At 70.2% G+C, this 20,836-nt stretch carries 26 protein-coding genes and 1 pseudogene; 15 read left to right on the top strand and 12 right to left on the bottom strand.

What is annotated here, in order from left to right; all coding sequences use genetic code 11:
- Positions 1-46 precede the first annotated feature (46 nt).
- From OG780_RS04565 to OG780_RS04530, 8 genes and pseudogenes are all read left to right on the top strand, one after another.
- A pseudogene (locus OG780_RS04565) lies at positions 47-1,124 on the top strand (RNA-guided endonuclease InsQ/TnpB family protein).
- Positions 1,125-1,191: 67 nt separating this feature from the next.
- On the top strand, positions 1,192-1,338 hold the full coding sequence (locus tag OG780_RS04560; RefSeq protein WP_328444925.1) for a hypothetical protein: 147 nt from the start codon (positions 1,192-1,194) through the stop codon (positions 1,336-1,338).
- Between the two features lie 79 nt (positions 1,339-1,417).
- Positions 1,418-1,849, top strand: a complete 432-nt coding sequence (locus tag OG780_RS04555; RefSeq protein WP_328444923.1) for a hypothetical protein — start codon at positions 1,418-1,420, stop codon at positions 1,847-1,849.
- Positions 1,850-1,989: 140 nt separating this feature from the next.
- The gene (locus OG780_RS04550) at positions 1,990-2,712 is read left to right on the top strand and encodes a DUF4232 domain-containing protein (protein WP_328444921.1); all 723 of its coding nucleotides are present in this window, start codon (positions 1,990-1,992) and stop codon (positions 2,710-2,712) included.
- 370 nt (positions 2,713-3,082) lie between these two features.
- Complete coding sequence (rpmG, locus tag OG780_RS04545) at positions 3,083-3,247, top strand: 50S ribosomal protein L33 (RefSeq protein WP_328444919.1); 165 nt, start codon at positions 3,083-3,085, stop codon at positions 3,245-3,247.
- A gap of 87 nt (positions 3,248-3,334) precedes the next feature.
- The gene (locus OG780_RS04540; RefSeq protein ID WP_326783840.1) at positions 3,335-3,595 is read left to right on the top strand and encodes a type B 50S ribosomal protein L31; all 261 of its coding nucleotides are present in this window, start codon (positions 3,335-3,337) and stop codon (positions 3,593-3,595) included.
- Between the two features lie 41 nt (positions 3,596-3,636).
- A complete protein-coding gene (ykgO, locus tag OG780_RS04535) occupies positions 3,637-3,759 on the top strand; it encodes a type B 50S ribosomal protein L36 (protein WP_328444916.1) in 123 nt (40 codons plus the stop codon).
- A 211-nt stretch (positions 3,760-3,970) separates the two neighbouring features.
- Positions 3,971-4,576 carry a GOLPH3/VPS74 family protein gene (locus OG780_RS04530; protein WP_328444914.1) on the top strand — a complete coding sequence of 202 codons (606 nt, stop codon included), beginning with the start codon at positions 3,971-3,973 and terminating at the stop codon, positions 4,574-4,576.
- Positions 4,577-4,815: 239 nt separating this feature from the next.
- Here OG780_RS04530 and OG780_RS04525 read toward each other — a convergent pair whose 3' ends face one another.
- Complete coding sequence (locus OG780_RS04525) at positions 4,816-5,970, bottom strand: hypothetical protein (protein WP_328444912.1); 1,155 nt, start codon at positions 5,968-5,970, stop codon at positions 4,816-4,818.
- 380 nt (positions 5,971-6,350) lie between these two features.
- On the opposite strand from OG780_RS04525, the gene OG780_RS04520 reads away from it, so the two are divergent.
- The 6 genes from OG780_RS04520 to OG780_RS04495 all read left to right on the top strand — a co-directional run bounded on the left by OG780_RS04520 (position 6,351) and on the right by OG780_RS04495 (position 14,542).
- Positions 6,351-7,325, top strand: a complete 975-nt coding sequence (locus tag OG780_RS04520) for a LacI family DNA-binding transcriptional regulator (protein ID WP_328444910.1) — start codon at positions 6,351-6,353, stop codon at positions 7,323-7,325.
- Between the two features lie 607 nt (positions 7,326-7,932).
- Complete coding sequence (locus tag OG780_RS04515) at positions 7,933-9,243, top strand: ABC transporter substrate-binding protein (RefSeq protein ID WP_328444908.1); 1,311 nt, start codon at positions 7,933-7,935, stop codon at positions 9,241-9,243.
- Positions 9,244-9,251: 8 nt separating this feature from the next.
- On the top strand, positions 9,252-10,232 hold the full coding sequence (locus tag OG780_RS04510) for a carbohydrate ABC transporter permease (protein WP_328457889.1): 981 nt from the start codon (positions 9,252-9,254) through the stop codon (positions 10,230-10,232).
- Positions 10,229-11,125: a carbohydrate ABC transporter permease gene (locus OG780_RS04505; protein ID WP_328444906.1), complete on the top strand. Its 897-nt coding sequence runs from the start codon at positions 10,229-10,231 to the stop codon at positions 11,123-11,125. The genes OG780_RS04510 and OG780_RS04505 overlap by 4 nt, the downstream gene beginning before the upstream one ends.
- A 49-nt stretch (positions 11,126-11,174) precedes the next feature.
- Complete coding sequence (locus tag OG780_RS04500) at positions 11,175-12,518, top strand: glycoside hydrolase family 36 protein (RefSeq protein WP_328457887.1); 1,344 nt, start codon at positions 11,175-11,177, stop codon at positions 12,516-12,518.
- Positions 12,515-14,542: a beta-galactosidase gene (locus OG780_RS04495; RefSeq protein WP_328444904.1), complete on the top strand. Its 2,028-nt coding sequence runs from the start codon at positions 12,515-12,517 to the stop codon at positions 14,540-14,542. Before OG780_RS04500 ends, OG780_RS04495 begins: the two co-directional genes overlap by 4 nt.
- A 101-nt stretch (positions 14,543-14,643) precedes the next feature.
- Here OG780_RS04495 and OG780_RS04490 read toward each other — a convergent pair whose 3' ends face one another.
- From OG780_RS04490 to OG780_RS04455, 8 genes are read right to left on the bottom strand one after another with little or no spacing between them, the layout of a single operon-like run.
- Positions 14,644-15,057 carry a gas vesicle protein K gene (locus OG780_RS04490; RefSeq protein ID WP_328444902.1) on the bottom strand — a complete coding sequence of 138 codons (414 nt, stop codon included), beginning with the start codon at positions 15,055-15,057 and terminating at the stop codon, positions 14,644-14,646.
- Positions 15,054-15,287, bottom strand: a complete 234-nt coding sequence (locus OG780_RS04485; protein ID WP_328444900.1) for a gas vesicle protein — start codon at positions 15,285-15,287, stop codon at positions 15,054-15,056. The genes OG780_RS04490 and OG780_RS04485 overlap by 4 nt, the downstream gene beginning before the upstream one ends.
- Entirely contained in the window at positions 15,284-16,153 is an 870-nt protein-coding gene (locus OG780_RS04480) for a GvpL/GvpF family gas vesicle protein (RefSeq protein ID WP_328444898.1), read from the bottom strand. The genes OG780_RS04485 and OG780_RS04480 overlap by 4 nt, the downstream gene beginning before the upstream one ends.
- Positions 16,134-16,547: a gas vesicle protein gene (locus OG780_RS04475; RefSeq protein ID WP_328444896.1), complete on the bottom strand. Its 414-nt coding sequence runs from the start codon at positions 16,545-16,547 to the stop codon at positions 16,134-16,136. The genes OG780_RS04480 and OG780_RS04475 overlap by 20 nt, the downstream gene beginning before the upstream one ends.
- 58 nt (positions 16,548-16,605) lie before the next feature.
- Positions 16,606-16,857 (bottom strand): gas vesicle protein GvpG, encoded by a 252-nt coding sequence (locus OG780_RS04470; protein ID WP_328444894.1) that lies wholly within the window; start codon positions 16,855-16,857, stop codon positions 16,606-16,608.
- 10 nt (positions 16,858-16,867) lie between these two features.
- Complete coding sequence (locus OG780_RS04465) at positions 16,868-17,581, bottom strand: GvpL/GvpF family gas vesicle protein (protein WP_328444892.1); 714 nt, start codon at positions 17,579-17,581, stop codon at positions 16,868-16,870.
- Between the two features lie 3 nt (positions 17,582-17,584).
- The gene (locus tag OG780_RS04460) at positions 17,585-18,073 is read right to left on the bottom strand and encodes a gas vesicle structural protein GvpA (protein ID WP_328444890.1); all 489 of its coding nucleotides are present in this window, start codon (positions 18,071-18,073) and stop codon (positions 17,585-17,587) included.
- Positions 18,074-18,101: 28 nt separating this feature from the next.
- Positions 18,102-18,452: a gas vesicle protein GvpO gene (locus tag OG780_RS04455; RefSeq protein ID WP_326783825.1), complete on the bottom strand. Its 351-nt coding sequence runs from the start codon at positions 18,450-18,452 to the stop codon at positions 18,102-18,104.
- 166 nt (positions 18,453-18,618) lie between these two features.
- Between OG780_RS04455 and OG780_RS04450 the strand changes: the two genes are divergently transcribed.
- Positions 18,619-19,119 carry a hypothetical protein gene (locus OG780_RS04450; protein ID WP_328444885.1) on the top strand — a complete coding sequence of 167 codons (501 nt, stop codon included), beginning with the start codon at positions 18,619-18,621 and terminating at the stop codon, positions 19,117-19,119.
- A gap of 86 nt (positions 19,120-19,205) precedes the next feature.
- On the opposite strand, the gene OG780_RS04445 is transcribed toward OG780_RS04450, so the two are convergent.
- The 3 genes from OG780_RS04445 to OG780_RS04435 form a co-directional block, all read right to left on the bottom strand.
- The gene (locus OG780_RS04445; RefSeq protein ID WP_328444883.1) at positions 19,206-19,574 is read right to left on the bottom strand and encodes a low affinity iron permease family protein; all 369 of its coding nucleotides are present in this window, start codon (positions 19,572-19,574) and stop codon (positions 19,206-19,208) included.
- Between the two features lie 2 nt (positions 19,575-19,576).
- Positions 19,577-19,807: a CsbD family protein gene (locus OG780_RS04440; protein WP_328444881.1), complete on the bottom strand. Its 231-nt coding sequence runs from the start codon at positions 19,805-19,807 to the stop codon at positions 19,577-19,579.
- Positions 19,808-20,237: 430 nt separating this feature from the next.
- A complete protein-coding gene (locus OG780_RS04435; protein ID WP_328444879.1) occupies positions 20,238-20,774 on the bottom strand; it encodes a DUF5709 domain-containing protein in 537 nt (178 codons plus the stop codon).
- Positions 20,775-20,836 lie beyond the last annotated feature (62 nt).

Raw genomic sequence — 20,836 nt, 5'->3', positions numbered from 1 at the left:
ACAGGACAGTAGGACCAAGTCAACCTGACCGAAGGGGGTGGGCTGGATGATCCGTGCGTACAAGTTCCTGCTGCGGCCCACCGTCCGGCAGGCCCAGGCGCTCGCCGAGATGCTGCGCGACCACTGTTCCCTCTACAACGCGGCGTTGCAGGAGAGGCGGGATGCCTGGTGGCACCCGTCGAAGACGAGCGTCAAGTCCGGTGAGACACCCGGCTATCCGCGTTTTCGTGGGGTGAACTGGTTCGACACGGTGGACTTCCCCAGGGACGGGGACGGCTGCCGCTGGGACTCCACTCCGCATGACCTGGTCACCCGCGTCCGTCTCCAGGGCGTCGGCCACGTCAAGGTCAACCGGCACCGCCCGGTGCCCGGCAGGGTCAAGACGATCTCGGTCAAGCGCGAGGGCCGTCAGTGGTTCGTCGTGCTCACCGCCGAACTGGACCGGCCCGAGCCGCTGCCCGCGACCGGCAGCGTGGTCGGGATCGACCTGGGCATCGCGAACTTCCTCGCCGACTCCACCGGCGCCTTCGTGCCCAACCCGCGCCACGGCCGCCGCACGGCCGCCAGGCTCCAGGCCGCGCAGCAGGCCCTGTCCCGGTTCCCGCGCCGCAAGGCCAAGGACCGCACCGCCAACCACCGGCGCGCCGTGGAGAAGGTCGCCCAGCTCCACGGCAAGGTCCGCCGCCAACGGTTCGACCACGCCCACAGGACCGCGCTCGAACTGGTCCACGCGCATGACGTCATCGCGCACGAAGACCTCAAGATCCGCAACATGAGCAGGACCCCCGCCCCGAAAGCCCGACCCCGACCGGCCGGGCGCCTTCCTGCCCAACGGGGCCACCGCCAAGGCCGGGCTCAACAAGTCGATCAACGATGCCGGTTGGGGGGTGTTCCTGACGATCCTGCACGCCAAGGCTGAAAGCGCCGGACGGGAAGTGATCGCCGTGGACCCCCGCAATACCTCCCGCACCTGCCCCCACTGCGGGCACACCGCCAAGGAGAACCGGCCCACCCAGGAGAAGTTCCACTGCGTCGCCTGCGGACATATAGCGCACGCCGACACGGTGGGAGCACTCAACGTTCTACGGGCCGGGCTGGTCCGTCGCAACGCCGACCCGGCGTAACGAGAAGCCCCCGGCCTCAGCCGGGGGAGGAGTCACGAACAGCACCCTCGACCTGGGGGCCGGCCAGATGCCCGGCGGCTTCCCGCACGCACTGGCCGCCGGCACGACGTTCACGGGCCGCCTCGACGGCTCCGGGGCGTCGCTCACCGCCGAGGGAAGCACCACCGACGGCGTGGCCGCGCTCACGTTCACCTTCGACGGCACGGCCTCGTGACACCCTTGTCGGCCCTCATCCGGCGGACGGCCATGACGGGACGGCGGGAAAGCGGGGGGACCGCACCGGGGGAGGCCGGATGACGACAGAGGACCGGCTGGACACCTGGAGCGTACGGATCGCCGAACGGGCCGCAACCCTCTCCCAGGCCCAGGAGGTGGCCGACCGCCTGCGCGGGGCCCGCTGGACACTGCGCGACGACGGCACACTGGCGGCCGACCCGGCCGAGGTCCCGGTCCTGCGCACCACGTCCGTCGATGCCACGACACGCCTGCTGACCGGGAAGCGCACCCGGCGCACGGACGTCAGCGCGACCACGACATGGATGGAGGCCCGTCTCGTCACCGGCGCGGGCCCGACGGTCCGGCTGGACCTCATCAGGGCCGCGACCGGGGTCACGCGGGCCGTGGTCGACTGCCGGGAGTTCACCTCCACGTCGACCACCGCGCAACGCCTGTCGCTGACCTTGGGAAACGACGAGAAGTCCGGTCCGAGCGAGCGGCCCCGGTGATCGGTACCCGGGGCGTCACCGTCGTGTCACAAGCCTGTGCGCGAGTGAACCACGGAGGCCGTCCGGCGATCTACAGCGACGAGTGCCGGTGAACGTCCGGCACCTGAACATCGCAATCGGGGGACTTCATGCTGTACGGGATGCACTTCGGGTCGCGTGTCCGCGGGGCCGCACTGGCCATGGCGACCATGTCGGCGGCCACCCTTCTCATGACCGCGTGCCAGCCGGGCCCGGACAGCGCGGATTCCGCCGCCTCGCCTTCGGGCAAGGCGAAGAAGCCGACGGCCTCGTCCTCCGGCTCCCCGACTCCCACCGCGCCGTCCGGCGGGACGGGCGCCTCGGCCGAACCCGCGGGCGACTCCACGCCCAAGGCCCCGGCATCGGTCCCCGCCACCGCCACCGCGAAACCGGCGACGAAGACCAAGACGTGCGCGGCGGAGTCCTTGAAGGCGTTCATGTACCAGGCCGACGTACGGCCCCCGGGCACCGGAACCGGCGCCGCGATCGTCGAGTTCACCAACATGTCCGGAGCGACGTGCGCCCTCGAGGGGTATCCGACCGTGGCGGGGGCGGCGAACGGCACCCCCGAGAAGAACCACCCGCTGACCGTGACCCGGACGGGCTCCTCGTCCAAGGTGACGCTCGCACCCGCCGCGAAGGCCTGGCTCAAGATGACGTTCGTCCAGGTGCAGGGCGAGGCCGACGGCTACTGCGTGTCCGGGACGACTCCGGTCACCTATCCGACCCTGGTGGTGGGTCTCCCCTCCAGCGGAGCGCACCAGCTCGCTCTCGAAGACGGCGTGCCGGCCGAGTGCGACGACAAGGTGACGGTCACCGCCGTCACCGCGACGAAGCCCTCCTGACCCGACGGTCACCGGCGCGCTGTCACAGCCGTCGCCGAGGGGTGGCCACGACCAGGGGGTGGGCCGCGGCGGGGGTCGCAGAGGGGTGTCCCTTCGAAGCCGTCCATAGGCTGCCGGAGCGGTGCCGTGCCGGTCCGGGCCCTGTGGGCGGCGACCGGAGACGTCTGCCGGGCCGGGCCTATGGAACGGACCCGGCCCGGACCTGTGGAACGGGCGGGGCCGGGTCCGTCGACGCGGCCCTCGGCGCGGTGACCGCCTCCTGCTGTGTCCGGGGGCCGGGAATGCAGGCACCGGGTGCGCTGTTACAGCTCATGTAACTGATTGGCATGCGCGAGTCAAGGCTCGTGCATGGTGGACGAAGGAGGGCCTCATGGCACGCAGCACCGCGCGCCCCGTCGTCACGCTGAGGTCGACGGCCGGGACCGGCGTCACGTATGTGACGCGCAAGAACCGCGGGAACGACCCCGACCGGCTGGTCCTGCGCAAGTACGACCCGCTGGCGGGCCGGCACGTCACGTTCCGCGAGGAGCGCTGACCGCACGCCGGGCGTACCCGGCGGACGCACCCGTCGTATCACCGTCGTATCCGCAGACGAACCTGCCGTAACCGAGGAGGGAACCGCATGAGGCCCCACATCCACCCCGAATCCCGTCCGGTCGTCTTCCGGGACCGTGCCGCCGGTGTCGCGTTCCTGACGCGATCCACCGCGCACTCCGCCCGGACGATCGAGTGGGAGGACGGGGCCGTCCATCCGGTCGTCGACGTGGAGATCTCGTCGGCGAGCCACCCGTTCTACACCGGGACCTCACGGGTCCTGGACACCGCCGGCCGGGTGGAGCGCTTCGAGCGCCGCTACGGCCGTACGGCGTCGAACCGGCACTGACCGCCGGAGCGCGCCGAGTTCGGCAGAAGGAGGACAGAACCATGAAGGTACGAGCGTCACTGCGCTCGCTGAAGTCCAGGCCCGGGGCCCAGGTGGTCCGCAGGCGCGGTGTGGTCTTCGTCGTGAACAAGAAGAACCCGCGCCTGAAGGCCCGCCAGGGCTGACGGCACATCAGGCCGAGGGAAACCGGTCCGGCGGACGCACCGCGCGTCGGCCGGACCGGCCGCGCGTGATGTGTGCCGGGAGTTACGATCACGATCGTGACGTGCCCTTCCTCCGCGGACGACGGATCGCCCGCGGAGGGTGGTGCGGTGGACGCGCTGGATCCGATGCGTGAGGGTCGCGCCGGGCGAAGTACTCCGAAGGGAGCCGTTCGTGACCACGGCCAGGGACTTGTTCATCATCACGATGGACAAGGAGCCGGAACGTAGTGTCGGGCAGGGCGATCTGTCGCTCGCCCTCGCCGGAGCCGAGGTGATCGATCTTCTCGCCGACGAGGTCATCACGCTGGACGGTGACCGGATGACACCGGCGAGGCAGCCCGCGACGGACGACCGTCTTCTGGGCGAGGCGGCGTCCTCGCTCGTGCGGCAGGTCCCGTACGAACGGGTCGAGGACTGGCTCTGGCGCAGAGGCCGCGATCTGGCCAAGGCCTATCAGGCCGACCTCGAACAGGCGGGCCAGCTCACCCGGCAACGGCGGGGCCGACTGCCCTTCGGCCCCGACCGCATGGAGCTGGTGGACTCACCGGCCCGCAGCCGGGCGATGCACCGCTGGGCGGCGGACGAACCCGTCCTCGCCGCGCTCGCCGACGTGGTCGGAATCCCCGCCGAGGAGAGCGATGACAACTCGACGGTCGAGGACGAGGCGGTGACGACCGTCCTGGTCGCCGTGCACGACGCGGTGATGGAACTGGAAGCCGTCCGCCAGCGCCGGGCCATCGAGAACGCGGCCTTCGCCAACATCTGGCGCGGCGCCTGACGGAACCCGCGCCAGGGGCGGGCCCGCAGGCAACGGACGGCCTCGCCGACGTGAGCGACCCGTCGTCCGACGGCCACGGGCGGCCCACCCCGGCAGTGCGTGCGCCGCACCCCGCAATGCGTGGGCCGGGGTCCGCCGCGACGAGCGCCGGGCGTGAACGGGGAGGGGCGTGGGCCGCGGGGCGTGAACGGGGAGGGGCGTGGGGGAGTGGCGGACACGCCGTTCCCCCACGCCGGAGGTCACTCGGAAGCCTCGCGGGCCCGCCGCTCGCTCTCACGTGCCTCCTGGAGGTGGGCGTCGACGCGCTGTGCCCGCCGGGGCAGCAGCGAGTCCGTGACGCGCTGAAGCGTCTTCGCCAGCGGGTGCTTGTCCTGCCCCTGAGCGGAAACCCGCACGGCGGACGCGGCGTCGCGGTACTCGGCCATCCCGGAGAGCGCCGCGTGCGCGAGCTCGGTCGCCTCGCGGTACAGGTCGCGCGACTTCGTCATCGCGTCGAGGGCTTCGGAGTACGAGGCCACCAGAGCGCGTGCGTGCGTGAGTTCCTCTTCGAGGGTCAGCAGACTCCATTCCTCGCGCAGCGCCGTGAAGGCCGCCGCCGCGTCGTCCGGCAGCGGCCAGGGAAGCGCCGCGAACTGCACGACCTTGTCGAGGAGTTCCGTCGGTTCGGAGCCGTCGAGGAAGACGCTGCGCACCCTGAACGCCTGCTCGTCGAAGCCGGTCCGGGCGGGGGTGCCGGACAGGATGACGGCGCCGCCACGCGGGACGGACGTCCCGAGGTCGCCGAGCGCCCAGTTGACGGCGTGGAACTGCTCGGGCGTGGCCCGGTGTTCCACCACGCGGTGCCGCAGCGCGGGCGGCAGCAACCGGACCAGCGGGAGGCGGCCCTCGGCGTCGGGGGTCATGGCCTCGTGCACGACGACGTTGATGCTCCAGCTGTGCCGGGCGATGTCCTTGAGCAGGCGGCGCAGCGCCGCGTCGTCCTTCGGCAGCGGGTTGATGTCCTGGAGCAGCAGCCCGGCCGCGGCGTCACGGTCCCAGGAGAGGTCGCTCCGCTCGGGCCAGAGCAGTGCGGCGGGGGAGGGCCACCCGGGATCCCAGGGACGCTCCGCCTCGGCCGCGAGTGTCCAGCGCCGTTCGCCGTCCACCTGCGCACGTCCGTCGGTGGTGAGCCGCGCCCGCACGGTCACGTCGCCGTCGACGAACCAGCGCGCCTCGAAGACGTGCCCGTCCGGCGTCGTGTCGTTCTCCTTCTCCAGGAAGTCCTGGATCCTTTCACTGTTCTTCAGTTCCCGCAGGTGCTCCCGGAGGGCCGTCTGCGGGGCGGGACCTGTGTGGCGCCCGGCGGCCAGCCAGACCGTTTCCGGGGCGGTGAGACGCTCTGAGGACTTCGGCATGAGTCACTTTGCTGGTGGGGTGAGGTGTGCCCTCCCAGTATGGTCACCTTTGGCCAAGAGCCGGGAGGCGAGGCCCCTTGAGATCACAGACCTCCGCCATCGGGTGACTATGCGCGTTTCGTTGACGATTGACCGTATTGGGGTCATCGTGAGGAATTCGAGCGGCCCCGGGTGTGAGGGCGGTCTGCCGGGACGGCCCGCGCCGCCGGGGTCACGGCATGCGCGCCGGGGCGCGGTGACGGCGGGCGTTTCGGTCCCCCGAGGGTGTGGACCTGCGAGGACGCGACTCGGGCCGTGAACGGCCGGAACTCGCCGGACGGCGGGCGCCGGTAGGGTTGCGGTCGGAGAAGGGGCGGACGCGGATGCGGCAGCGGGTGACCATGAGTGACGTGGCGCGGGCCGCGGGAGTCTCGTCCGCCACCGTCTCGTATGTGCTGAGCGGAAAGCGGCCGGTCACGGAGGAAACGCGCAAAGCGGTCGAATCCGCCATCGAGCGGCTCGGCTTCACCCTCAACCCCGTTGCCCGGAGCCTTCGTACGGGCAAGTCCACCATGGTCGCCCTCGTCGTGCCGGACATCGCGAACCCCTTCTACGCGCTGCTCGCCCGCTCGATCCAGGACGAGCTGCGCGGCCGGGGCTACCACGTGCTGGTGAGCAGTACGGGAGCGCGGCGGGACGAGGAGGAGGCGCTGCTGCACGAAGCGGTGCACCAGAGGTTCGCCGGTGTGGTGATGACACCGTTCCGGCTCGCCACCGACGCATTCGACGTGCTGCGCGCCGCCGGGATCCCGGCGGTGGTCAGCGCCGACGTCTCGTTCGGTGACGTCGATCTGGTGACTCCCGACGCCGACGACGCGGTCCGTGCGGCGCTGGCGCACGTGGCGGCCACCGGCCGGCGGCGCATCGGTGTGATCGCAGGGCCGCTGGATGCCGCCGGCGGTGATCCGCGCCTGGAACGCGTACGGGAGCACGCGGCCGAGGCGGGGCTGCGCATCGCCCGGGAGCACATCGTCCACGGCGAGCACACGCGCGAGGCGGGGGCGGAGGGCTTCGAACGGCTGATGCGGGCACGGTCCCGGCCCGAAGCGGTGCTGTGCGGCAACGACATCACGGCTGTCGGCGCGATGGACACGGCCGAGCGCCTCGGGCTCGACATTCCCCGCGACGTGTCGCTGGTGGGGCACGACGACATCGAGTTCGCCTCGCTCGTCCGGCCGCGTCTGACGACCATCCGCTATCCGGCGCGCGAGGTGGGCCGCGTGGCGGCCGGGCTCCTTCTGGAGCAGATCGACGGCCGGACGCGGCGAAGGACCGTACGGGTCGGTGCGGTCTTCGTGGCGCGCGCGTCGGTCTGACACCGCGTCGGCACGGAGTCCGGGCCGGGTTGCCGACCCCGTCGCGGCCCTGTGACCGCCCCTCCCGCCACGCCTGTTTCCGTTCCACGGCTTTGCCCGATCGATGTCGAGGGACCGTAGCGTAATCGATTACGTTGCGCGAGACTGGACGGCGGACGAACGCCCGACCGGGGTGCACGGCCCCATGACCCGTCATCAGTCTGTCGCATTTGGCAGGGAACAGCCCGCAAGTCGATTTGGGCTGCCTGTAAACAAAACCAACCGTCACCTGTTTGCTTTTGGTCAGCTGCGTCGCAAAAGCCAACACTGTTGATTCGGTCGGGCCGCCCGCCGTTCGCCGGTTCGTGAACCGGGCGAGGTGGTGGACCCGACGGCTCGCGCCGGTCGTTCTCGCCCCCATTTCTTGGCGTCTGCCGAGACTGTGGACTCCCGGCGCCGATGGGCCGTGACGTGTCGGTCACGTTTCGGGTAAGGCGAGTGCGAGGTCTTGACGCCGTGACGACATGAGGCTGTCATTACGCCCACGTTGTTCGGTCGAGTTGGTTTCTGATCGATTTCCGGCCTCCCCGCCGTCCAGCCTGACCGAACCCTGCCCTCAGGAGCCGTCATGCACCTTCCCCTCTCGGGTCTGTCCGCCCCAACGCCCAGCCGTCGCACCCTCATCCGTGGAATCGGCGGCGCGGTCGCCCTCGGCGCGGGCGTACCCCTGCTGAGCGCCTGCGGCGGCAGCGGCACGGCGTCGGACCCCAAGACGGTCACCGTCGGCTCCAACGCGTCCGACGCCGTGCCGAAGAAGGCCTTCGCCGACGTCTACGCGGACTTCAAGAAGCAGTCCGGCATCACGGTCGACGTCAACACGAAGGACCACAACACCTTCCAGGAGCAGATCAACTCGTATCTGCAGGGCACGCCCGACGACGTGTTCAACTGGTTCGCCGGGTACCGGATGCAGTTCTTCGCGGCCAAGAAGCTCGCCTCGCCGATCGACGACGTGTGGGCGAAGATCGGGGACAACTTCCCCGAGGCGATGAAGAAGCTCAGCAAGGGCGAGGACGGCAAGTACTACTTCGTCCCGATGACCACGTACCCGTGGGCCGTCTTCTACCGCAAGAGCGTGTTCCAGCAGTACGGCTACAAGGTCCCCACCACCTGGGACGAACTGATCGCCCTGTGCAAGCAGATGAAGAAGGACAAGCTGGTCCCCATCGCCTTCGGCGACAAGGACGCCTGGCCCGCGATGGGCACCTTCGACCAGATCAACTTCCGTCTCAACGGCTACGACTTCCACGTGCAGCTCATGGCGGGCAAGGCCTCCTGGACCGACGCCAAGGTCAAGGCCGCCTTCGACCACTGGGCCGAGCTCCTGCCCTACCACCAGGACGGCTTCATGGGCCGCACCTGGCAGGACGCGGCGCAGACGCTCGTGGCCAAGAAGGCCGGCATGTACCTCCTCGGCACCTTCGTGGCCCAGCAGTTCACCAACAAGGACGACCTGGACGACCTGGACTTCTTCCCCTTCCCGGAGATCAACTCCGCGTACGGCCAGGACACCGTGGAGGCGCCCACCGACGGCCTCATGGTCAGCAAGGCCCCCAAGAACCACGCCGGTGTCCTCAAGCTGCTGGAGTACATGGGCAGTCCGGCCGCCGAGGAGCTCTACCTCAAGGGCGACCCGAGCGTGGTGGCCGCCTCCGCCAAGGCCGACACCTCCGCGTACTCGGCGCTCCAGAAGAAGGCGTTCGACATGATCGGGGGCGCCAAGACCCTGACCCAGTTCATGGACCGGGACTCCCGGCCGGACTTCACCTCGACGGTGATGCAGCCCGGACTCCAGAAGTTCCTCCAGAACCCCAAGGGCGTGGACGGCCTGCTGGCGTCGATCGAGCGCCAGAAGAAGCAGATCTTCGCGACCTCGTGAACGACATCATGACCACCGACACCACGACGAAGTCCCCGGAGGCGGCCAGCGTGCCGCCTCCGGGCGCCGCCTCCGCGCCGAAGCGGGCCGCACGTGGCAAGCGCCGCCTGCTGACCCGCCGTGACCGCTTCACGCTCGCCCTCATGGCGGGCGTGCCCACGGTCCTGCACGTGGCCCTGGTCTGGGTCACCGCCCTCGCCTCCATCGCGCTCGCCTTCACCACCTGGGACGGCATCGGGTTCGGCTCGATCAGATGGGTCGGCCTCCAGAACTTCGAGCAACTCTTCAACGACAACCCGCAGTTCTGGCCCGCCGTCCAGCACAACATCATCTGGTTCGTCGTCCTCATCCTGATCCCGACGCCGTTCGGCCTCTTCCTCGCCGTCCAGCTCGACAAGAGGATCCGCTTCAGCCGCGTCTACCAGACCGCGTTCTTCCTGCCGGTCGTCATCTCGATGGCCTGCATCGGCTTCGTCTGGCAGCTCGTCTACAACCCGGACACGGGCCTGATCAACAGCCTCATCGGCGCCAACGAGCCGGGCCACTACATCGACTGGATCGGCGACCCCGACCTCAACCTGTGGGCCGTCCTCGTCGCGGCCTCCTGGCGGCACACCGGCTACATGATGATCCTGTACCTGGCCGGCCTCAAGGGCGTCGACCCCTCCCTCAGGGAGGCCTCCGCGCTGGACGGCGCCAACGAGTGGCAGACGTTCAAGAACGTCATCTTCCCCACGCTGCGCCCCACCAACACGGTCGTGCTGGTCGTCACCATCATCGAGGCCCTGCGCGCCTTCGACCTGGTCTTCGTCTTCAACAAGGGTGCCCAGGGGACCGAGTTGCTCTCGATCCTGGTGACCAACAACATCATCGGCGAGTCGAGCCGCATCGGTTACGGCTCCGCGATCGCCGTGGTCCTGCTGGTCATCTCGCTCGTCGTGATCGTCCCGTATCTGGTGGCCACCTTCCGGAAGGAGCGGCGACCGTGAGCGCCCCCACCCTCGCGGCCGGCGCGCGCAAGCGGCGCGCGCCCGTCCGCCCCGCCCGCGTGCTCCTGCACGTCTTCCTCGCCGGTACAGCCCTGGCCTGGCTCGCCCCGCTGCTGTGGGCGGTCTTCTCGGCCCTGCGCCCGTACGGCGAGACCAGTGACAAGGGCTATGTGTCCTGGCCGGACACGCTGAACCTCGACAACTTCAAGAACGCGTTCGAACAGTCGGACATGACGCACTACTTCGTCAACACGCTGCTGATCGCGGTGCCGGCCGTGCTGCTCACGCTGTTCCTGTCGTCGATGGTCGCCTTCTACGTCAGCCGCTTCGACTTCCGCCTCAACCTCGCGCTGCTGCTGGTCTTCACGGCGGGCAACCTGCTTCCGCAGCAGGTCATCATCACCCCGCTGTACCGGATGTACCTGCTGACCGACCTGCCCGGCATCACGGAGAGCGGCAAGCTGTACGACTCCGCGCTCGGCCTGGTGCTGATCCACGTGGCCTTCCAGTCCGGGTTCTGCGCCTTCGTGCTGAGCAACTACATGCGCTCCCTGCCGGACGAGCTGACCGAGGCCGCGCTCGTGGACGGAGCCTCGGTGTGGCGGCTGTACTGGCAGATCACCCTGCCGCTGTGCAAGCCCGCGATGGCGGCCCTCGCGACCCTGCTGTCGATCTGGATCTACAACGACTTCTTCTGGGCCCTCGTCCTGATCTCGACCGGCGAGAACATGCCCATCACCTCCGCCCTGAACAACCTCTCCGGCCAGTACTTCACGGACCCCAACCTGGTCGCCGCCGGCGCTCTGCTCACCGCGATCCCCACACTCGTCGTGTACTTCGCGCTCCAGCGGCAGTTCGTCAGCGGTCTGACCCTCGGCGCCAACAAGAGCTGAGACGACACCACCCGAAAGACTCAGGCGGCTCCACGTGAAAGAGACCGACGTGCCCCAAGCCTTCACCCCCGTAGCCTCCGTACCCGTGGACCCGCGCACCGCACGGGTCCACGAGGAGGGCTGGCAGTCCTGGAGCCCCAGTGGCTCCTACGCCCTCGACGACGCTCCGCACCGCCCGACGAACGCCAACTGGGCGACCGTCTGCTACCGGCCCGGCCGCACCGCGCCGCCCGCCGGCTTCCAGGGCGAGGGACTGCTCGCGCTGGACCCCGGCGACGGCTCCCCGGTCCGGCTGTGGGCGGCGCCCGACCCGGCCGCCTCGGTCCCCTCGATCCGGCTGGCCGTCCACGACGGCCGTGCCGGGATCAGTGCCGACGGCCCGGTCGCAGAATCCTCGTACTCCGGACCGGACGGAGTCCAGGGCGCGCTCGCCGCCTGGGCCGACGCCCTCGCGACACCCGCCCCACGGCCGGCACCCACGGTGTGGTGTTCCTGGTACGAGTACTTCACCGCCGTCACCGAGGACGACATCCACGAGAACCTCCGCGCCATGGACACCCTCGACCTCCCCGTCGACGTCGTCCAGATCGACGACGGCTACCAGAGCGCACTCGGCGACTGGCTCACCCTCTCCGGTCGCTTCCGCTCCCGCGCGGCCCTCGCCGACGCCATCCGCGCGCGCGGCCGGCGCGCGGGAATCTGGACCGCCCCGTTCCTCGTGGCGCCGCACAGCGAACTCGCCGGCCGGCACCCCGACTGGCTGGTCCGCGACCCGGCGGGCGCACCCCTGCACGCGGGCCACAACTGGAACCACGACCTGTACACCCTCGACGCCACGCACCCCGAGGCCAGGGCCTATCTGACCGACGTCTTCGGCACGCTGCGCGCCGAAGGATACGACTACTTCAAGACCGACTTCCTGTACGCGGGAGCCCTGGACGGCGTACGGCACTCCGGAGCCGACGCGCTGACCGCCTACCGCGCCGGAGTCGCCCTGATCCGCGAAGCCATCGGTCCCGACGCCTACCTCCTCGGCTGCGGAGCCCCGATCCTCCCGTCCATCGGCCTGTTCGACGCGATGCGGGTCAGCCCCGACACGGCACCGCACCGGCGACCCGAGGCCGACGACTACAGCCAACCCGGCCAGGACGCCGCCGAGTTCACCGGAGCCGGCCGCCGATGGCAGCACCGGCGCCTGTGGATCAACGACCCCGACTGCCTGATGGCCCGGCCCGCCGTCGAGACCCGCGAACGCTGGGCGGCCCATGTCGAGGCCACCGACGGCCTGATGGCCTCCAGTGACCGGCTGCTGTCCCTCGACGAGTGGGGTGTGGCCACCACCCGCCGCCTGCTGTCCTCGGGACACGCGCCGGCCTCGGGAGGAGCCGCATGACCCACGAACGCACCCTGTCCGTCCCCGGCATCGTCTACGGCGGCGACTACAACCCCGAACAGTGGCCCGAGGAGATCTGGGCCGAGGACATGCGCCTGATGCGCGAGGCCGGCGTCACCATGGTCAGCGTCGGCATCTTCTCCTGGGCGCTCATGGAGCCCTCCGAGGGCCGGTACGACTTCACCCGCATGGACCGGCTCCTGGACCTCCTCCACGAGAACGGCATCGCCGCCGACCTGGCCACCCCCACGGCCGCCCCGCCCGCCTGGTTCTTCCGGGCACACCCCGAAGCGCTCCCGGTCGACCGCGACGGCCGAACACTGACCTACGGCAGCAGGCAGACGTTCTGCCCGAGCAGCCCCGCCTACCGCGAGGCCGCCCTGCGCGTCACGACAGCCCTCGCCGAGCGCTACGCCGCACACCCGGCCGTGGTGATGTGGCACGTCCACAACGAGTACGGCTGCCACAACGCGGCCTGCTACTGCGACATCAGCGCCCGGTCCTTCCGCCGCTGGCTGCGCACCCGCTACGACGACGACCTGGCGGCCCTCAACCACGCCTGGGGCACGACGTTCTGGAGCCAGTGGTACCACGACTGGGAGGAGGTCCTGCCGCCCCGCGCCACCGGCGCCGTCCCCAACCCCACGCACCAGCTCGACTGGCGCCGCTTCTGCTCCGACGAACTGCTGTCGCTGTACACGGCGGAGCGGGACGTCCTGCGCGCGGCCGCCCCGTCGACACCCGCCACCACCAACTTCATGGTGATGGACACCTTCGACGCGCTCGACTACTGGCGGTGGGCCCCGGAACTCGACGTCGTCTCCAACGACCACTACCTGATGTCCACCGACCCGGCCTCCGAGATCGACGTCGCGCTCTGCGGCGACCTGACACGGTCGCTGGCCGGCGGACCCTGGCTGCTCATGGAGCACTCCACCGGCGCCGTGAACTGGCAGCCCGTCAACAGAGCCAAAGCCCCCGGGGAAATGCGCCGCAACGCCCTCGCCCATGTCGCCCACGGCGCCGACGGCATCGCCTACTTCCAGTGGCGGGCCGCGAGGGCGGGCGCCGAACAGTGGCACTCGGCGATGCTCCCGCACGCGGGCACGGACAGCCGCATCTGGCAGGACGTCGTCCGCCTCGGCGCCGACCTCAGGGCCCTGGCCGAGGTGCGCGGCAGCACCGGCACGGCCGAGGTCGCCATCGTCTGGGACTGGAACGCCCGTTGGGCACTGGAGCTGCCCTCCCAGCCCAGCGGCGACCTCCGGTACAAGGATCTGGTCCGTGCCTGGTACGAGCCGCTGTGGCGGTCCGGCGCGGTCGTCGACTTCGTACGCCCGGACGCGGACCTCTCGGCCTACCGCCTGGTCCTCGCCCCGAGCCTCTACCTGGTGGACGAGGCGGGCGCGGCGAACCTGGCCGGCCATGTCGAGCGCGGCGGCACCCTCGCGATCGGCTTCCACAGTGGCGCCGTCGACGAGAACTGCCACGTCAGACTGGGCGGTTACCCGGGAGCGTTCCGCGAGATCCTCGGCATCCGCGGCGACGAACTCTTCCCCCTGCTCCCCGGCGAGTCGGCCGGCCTGACCGGCCAGGTGCCCCCGGGCGCCACGGCCACCCTGTGGTCGGAACGGGTGCGCCTGAACGGCGCCGAGGCGGTCGCCACGTACACGGACGGACCCCTGGCCGGCGTCCCGGCGGTGACGAGGAACACCCACGGACGGGGCACCGCCTGGTACGTGGCGACCCTCCCCGACGCGGACACGCTCACCGCCCTGCTGGACCGCGTCCGCGCCGAGGCAGGGGTGGCCGGCGGTGACACACCACCGGGAGTGGAGAGCGTCCGCAGGCGCGGCCGGGACGCCGACTACGTGTTCCTCATCGACCACGCGGGCCGAGGCGCGGAGATCCCCGTCCCGCCGGGCGCCACCGAACTCCTCACCGGCAAACCCCTGTCGGGCTCGGTGAGGGTCGATCCCGGCGAGATCGCGGTGGTACGGGAGCCGCGTGCGGCGGGCGCGTAGCCCATGGCGGTGACGGCCGGTGGCGGGGGCGGATCCAGACCGGCCCCGCCACCGCTCGCCACGCCAGGATGCGGGCCGAGGAGCAGCCGGTGTGTCCCCGGTCAGTCGGGCGGCGGCAGCAGCGGGCCCAGGGGACCGAGGTCGAGGTTGAGGTCCTCCATGGTCAGGCCATGGGTCGCGCACAGGTCCCTCATCCGGTCGTGCAGGACCATGAGCGTCGCGCCCAGCCGCTCCTCGTCCTCCTCGCTGAGATCACCCTGGTCGACCCGGCGCAGCGCCTGCCGTTCCATGACCTGACGCAGCAGTTCGACCAGCGTCAGAACCAGCCGCAGAAGGTCGCGCTCGACCGTGTCCGGGTCGGTGTTGATCCGCCTGGCCGCGGCACGACCCCGCGCACCCGGCCGTGACCGGTCCGAGGGCTCGGCCGGCAGCAGCCGGAAAGCCCGTGCCGCGGCCTCCGCCGCCTCTTCCAGGGGATCCGCGGCGCCCAGGGTGCCGTCGTCGTCAGCCGTCATCTCCGCCTCGCGGGGGGAGCGGACTGTTCCCAGGGCGACGGGTTCTCCGCGCTGACGGACACGATCAGGGCGCGCAGCGAGATCCGCACGAGATCGATGTCGGCGACGGACAGCACCACGTCACCGGTCAGGACCACCCCTCCGGCGAGCAGCCGGTCCAGCAGGTCGATGAGCGCGACCTGACGGTCCGGCAGCGGTTCCACAGCGGTCGGACGGCCGGGCCCGGTCATGGCCCGACACCTCGGACCGAGTCGTCCCCGCCGTCCGTGCCGCCGGGGCCGTCCGTGTCGTTCACGGGCATCGCGAAGGAGTACGGCGCCCACGGGCCCGTGACCTCGACGCGGATCCCCGCCAGCCCCTGGCCCGCGCGGGCGGCCTCGGAGCGGAAGGCCTCGCCGCGCCCGCGGGGCACCAGAAAGGCGTCGTTGAACACGTTCTCGCCCGCGTCGCCCGCCAGGGCGCCTTGCTGGGGCCGGTGCGCCGCCCGGTCGGTCGCGTACGCGCCTGCCACGTTCCCCACACGCTCGGCCGCCTCCTGGGCCGCTCGGTGGAAGGCCTCCCGGTCGCCGCGCTGTCGTCTTCGGGCACTCAGGTAGGCACGCCCCGGCGAGATGTCCGCCGACGGGGATTCCGGGGCCGCCGGGGTGGGAGGGACGGTCGCCTCGACATAGATCTTCACCCCCCATTCGACCTGGTCGGCCAGGTGGTCCAGGCGCTCGGTGAACAGCCGTACCGCGGAGCGCAGCATGTCGCGCGCACTGCTGTCGTCGCGGTAGACGGTCGCCAGCCGCAGCGGCAGCGCCGGAGCGCGGGCCGCGACTTCCTCGACGATCGCGTGGTGCGCCCGTGCGACCGCCTCCAGCCAGTCCAGGTCCTCCAGGTGCCGTCTGAGACCCTCCTCACGGAAGTCCGCCGCCGGCACCGGGCTCACCACGAGAACGATGTCCGCGTCGCCGTGCTCCTTCCCGCCTTCGGCGATCAGGTGTACCGGGGCGCCGGCCACTCCCGTGAGCCCGGTGAGGGACTGTGGCAGATCCGGGTGCGCGCGTGCCACGGCGTACGCGTAGGTGACCGGTTCACTCGTACTCGTCGTCATCGCGATCAGCTCTTCGGCGGGTGGTGCCGTGCGGTTCCGCGTCCACCTCGGGGATGCCCCTGTCCCGGCGCAGAGCGTTCAACTCGGCGCGCAGCCTGCGGTTCTGTTCGGCCAGCGATCGCTCGTCCCCGGCACCCGACGTGAGCGACGGGTCGTGCTCCCACCAGTCGATGCCCATCTCCCTGGCCTTGTCGACCGAGGCGACGAGCAACCGGATCTTGATGGTGAGCAGTTCGATGTCGAGGAGGTTGATCCGGATGTCGCCCGCGATCACGATGCCTTTGTCGAGGACGCGTTCCAGGATGTCGGCGAGACTGGCGGAGGACCCCTGCGCGTACGGCGGAGCGGCTCGGGACGGATAGTCGCCCAGGCGGTTGGAGAGCGGTTGACTCACGACGGGGGCCTCGAGTTCTCTCGGATCCGGTCGGGGTTCGTTCGGGTGACCGGGCCGGTCAGGGCGGTCCGCCCTGACCGTGGATCCTGATCTCGTCCAGCCGGTCGAGCAGTTGGTCCTCGATCCGGTCGAACGTCTCCTCGTCGATCTCGCCGGCGATCAACTGCCGTTCCAGTTCGGCGAGTTGGAGCCGTATCGGTGCCGGGTCGTAGTACTCGTCCTCCGCGGCCTCCAGGACCCTGTCCATCACCCAGGAGACTCCGCGCACGGGTGCCAGGGGAAGCATGACGATTTCTGTGAACAGTCCCATGACGTCTCCATCAGCTGAAGCTGTACGGAGGGAGCGGACCGTTGAGCCGGAATTCGAACCCCTCGCCCATCTGGTGGGCGAGACTCAGCTCCGTGGCGAGGAAGAGTTCGTCCTGCTCGTCGCTCACCAGGAACGAGACGTTGAGGAAGTCCGTTCCGGTGGGCGGAGAGGAGTCGACCTCCCGGGCGAACGGGCGGAGCGCCTCGATCACGCCGGAGGCCAGTGCCTCCTGGCGGGCCCGGACCTCGTTGGCGACCAACTCGCCGAGCCGCACGGACGTGTCGGGGGCCGCCGTGCCGGCGCGGATGTCGTCGTTGAGCTGCCGGGCCGTCTCCGACTGCGTGAGGATCTCCCGCAGCAGCATCTCCTCGTCCTGCGACGCCTTCAGGTTGTACTCGGCGCAGCCCTCCAACAGGCGCAGGCGTTCGGCGTACTCGTCGCCGCGTTCCTCCAGCGCCTGCCGGACCGTGTCCTCGTCCGGGGCGGTGTAGCCGAACCTGAGGGGCAGCACGGTGCCGTCCGCCAGCAGACGCTGCTGGATCTCCTGGTGCCGGCCGATGTCTCGGCGTTTGGGGCGCAGTTCCTCCGGCGCGTCGCTCACGACCGCGCAGAGCGGGCCCGCGGTCACCGTGCGCAGTGGGGAGGGTGAGGCGCCGACTCCGTCGAGACCGTCGAGGCGCAGCGGATGGTCCTTGAACGTGATCGAGTAGATATAAACGGCCATGGCTCACTCCTCCGCGCGGGACGCGCTTCTCTCCCGCCGGGCGGGGCGCTGGGCGGGCCGCCGTCGTCGCTGCACCGTCTCCTCCTTCTCCTCTTCTTCCTCCGGCTCGTCCTCCTCGTCGCTGTCCTTGCCCGTCACTCCCCGGATGGTTTCGGTGACGGCTTCGGCGGCGCCGCTGAGGGCTCCCTTGGACTTGCCCTTCGCGCCGGATTCCAGGGTGTCGCCGACGAGGTCGGTGAGCTTGGACGGTGCCTTGTCGCCAGATTCCAGGTCAAGGCGGTTGCACGCCTCGGCGAAGCGCAAATAGGTGTCGACGCTGGCCACGACGATGCGTATATCGATCTTCAGGATCTCGATGCCCACGAGGGACACACGGATGAAGACGTCGATGACGAGCCCGCGGTCGAGAATGAGTTCCAGAACGTCGTAGAGAGTGCCGGATGATCCGCCGCTCCGGGCGAGATTGCCACTACTCTGCGGCACCATAGTCATGGTGCCTCCCTTCACCGGCTGTGATGTGTCAGCGCCGGTCGATCTGTCCACGCGTATAGCGGCGCTTCCTCTCGTAGGCCACCAGGTCGCCCTTCTTGTCCAGGGTCACTCGGTAGGTGGCCATCACGCTGGTGGTCTCGGGGACGCGCTCCAGTTCGAGTACCTCCACATCCGCTTCCCAACCGTCGTCCGTGGGTCTGATCGCGGAAACGGATTCGGGGGCTCGGCCGAGCAACGAGCCGAGTTGCTTCACCGCCGAACGGATGGCCCGGGCGGGGCCTCCGGAGCGTGATGGGGCCGCACTGTCACCGGCGGGCCGTCGGCGCGCGGTACCGCGGTCGGCGCTCGGCCGCCGTTTGGCGGGTTCTGCTGCGGCCATGGTGTCTCCGGTCATCGAAACGGACGCCGCATTCCCATGTAAATATGCAATCCCATCATATAGGGGTACTTGGAGTGTCAGGTGTGGACGGCCTTCTCCGAGCCGGCCCAGTGGAGCACGCGGGCTCAGGGGAGGCGGGGCCGCGTGGTCCGAAGGGAAAAGGTTCATGAACGTGACGACCAAGATTGCTCTGGCCGCGGCTGTCGCCGGGGGCTATCTGCTCGGACGTATGAAGAAGGGCCGCCTCACGTTCGCGGTGGCCACATATCTCGCCGGGCGTCGATTCGGGCTCGATCCGCAGCAGTTGGCCACGGAAGGGCTCAAGCGGCTCTCGGAGGTCCCGGCCGTCGCGGAGCTCCAGGAACGGGTACGGGGCGAACTGACGAACGCCGGCCACGAGGCCCTGGCGGCTCCTGCTCCGGCCGAGAAGGCGCCTGCCACGAAGGCGGCAGCCAAGAAGACCGCGCCCCCGGCGAAGAAGATGGCAGCGAAGAAGGCTGCGGCGAAGAAGACGGCCGCTAAGAAGAACCCGCCCCCGGCGAAGAAGACGGAAGCGAAGAAGACCGCGGCTGAGAGGGCCCCAGCGAAGAAGACCGCCGCGAAGAAGGTGCCCGCGAAGGGACCTTCGTCCAGGGCGGCCAAGGGTGCTTCCGGACGCCGGAGATAGGGCATGGCCACCAAGGAACGCGGCTGGACCTCGGGAATTTCCCAGCGCTACCTCACGACGTCACGCTCACCGACGAGGAAGCCCCGTCAGGTCTCGTCCTCCATGCGGATCACCCGCCTGAGATCCTCATGTGCCTTGCCGGGGGTGCCTTTCTGCGCCTCCAGCAGTGCCGAGGCGATGGCGTCCAGCTTGCGCTGGATCGCCCGCTCGGACCGTAGCTCGGAGTTCTTCAGCAGTGCCAGGAGCAGCAGCGTCACCGCGGTCATCGCGTCGCCGGCGAGAAGGAGCCATTCCCCGGCGAGGCCGGCGATGTGGACGGCGACCGTCAGAGCGACCAGTCCGACGCAGAACGTGAAGAAGACGGGCGAGCTGGTGAACCTCGACCCGGACTCGGCGAGTCGCTCGAATCCGCCGCGTTCGTCGCCACCGCGGTCGGCGGGATGCTGAAAGGCCATGGTCAGTGCTTGGTCCACTGACGCACCCGCGCCGTGGCTTTCTCCGTCACCTCCTGCGCCTTGCCCCGCAGTTGCTCACGCCGGCCCGCCCTCTGGACCGACGTGTCGCCCAGCGCCTTCCCGACGGACTCCTTCACCTTGCCCTTGATCTGCTTGGCCTTCGCGTTGCCCTGGAACATCATCGCCACCGTCCTCCGGGTGCGCGCCGTGCCGCGACGCGGCGGGTCGCTCATCCCTTCTCACCGTGTGACCTGGCGGGCGGCACCGCAAACCGGCCCGTCCGCCACCTCGGCCACGTCCGCCACCTCGTGCAGCCCGGCCGGTTTCCCCGCGCGCCGGAGGGGGACCCGATGCCCGAAAGCCCGGAACCAGCGAAAGGGACCGGATCCGATGGAGCCGGACGCGGTGGGAGCCGGGGCCGGACAGAGAAGTGATGAGAAGGAGCCATGGCTGCCGATATCGGGACCAGGAGCACCCAGCGACCGGAGACGGGATGGGCGAAGGCACGTCGTCGGCGGCAGACCGGGCCGAGGACCTGTCTTCCGGCGACGGCCGGCGCGTCGGCCCGCCAGGACCGGACCGCCCCCGAGTGGAACATCGTCAGGGGTGAGGACTGACCGGCCGTCACTTCTCCGTCCAGGGCCGCGCCGTCACGGGTGAGCCTCAGGAGGCGGAGTCCGTCTCGGAGCGCAGCCGGCGGATCTCGTCCTCCGGAGGACGGCGCTGCCCCTCGTCCACCAGGCGCTCGGGCATGTCGTCGTCCGGGATCAGGTGAACGGCCTCCTGCTCGGCGGGGTCGGAGTCGCCGTCGGCGCCGACATCCTCGGCGATCATGTCGTGCTCGGCGTCCTCATGGGCGCCCACGTCGAGGGCCAGGATCCTTTCCGCGGGATCCGTGTCCACCTCGTCGTCCAGGAGATCGCCTCCGTCGGCCGCCAGGTCGTCCTCGCCGTCGTCCTCACCGGGGTCCCGCAGGGCCGGATCCGTCCGTTCCTCGGCCAGCTTCTCGTCCAGGCTCTCCCCCTCGCGCTGTTCACGCGCCGTGGTGCCCGCATGGTCCACCGCGAGCGGGCGCTCGGGCGGGGACCACCCGTCGTCGAAGGGGTCCGAGCCCCGGTATTCCAGGGTGTCCTCGGGGTCGAGGATGCCTTCGTCCTCGCGTATGTCGGGACCTCCCGGCTGGTAGACCTCATCACCCATGACGCCGTCCTCGCTCTGGCTGCCCAAGATGGGCGCGACCTCCGGACGGATCCGAGTGTCAT

It is taken from the genome of Streptomyces sp. NBC_00386 (assembly GCF_036063235.1).
Lineage (GTDB): Bacteria > Actinomycetota > Actinomycetes > Streptomycetales > Streptomycetaceae > Streptomyces.
This window is presented reverse-complemented; position numbering and strand designations above follow the sequence as displayed.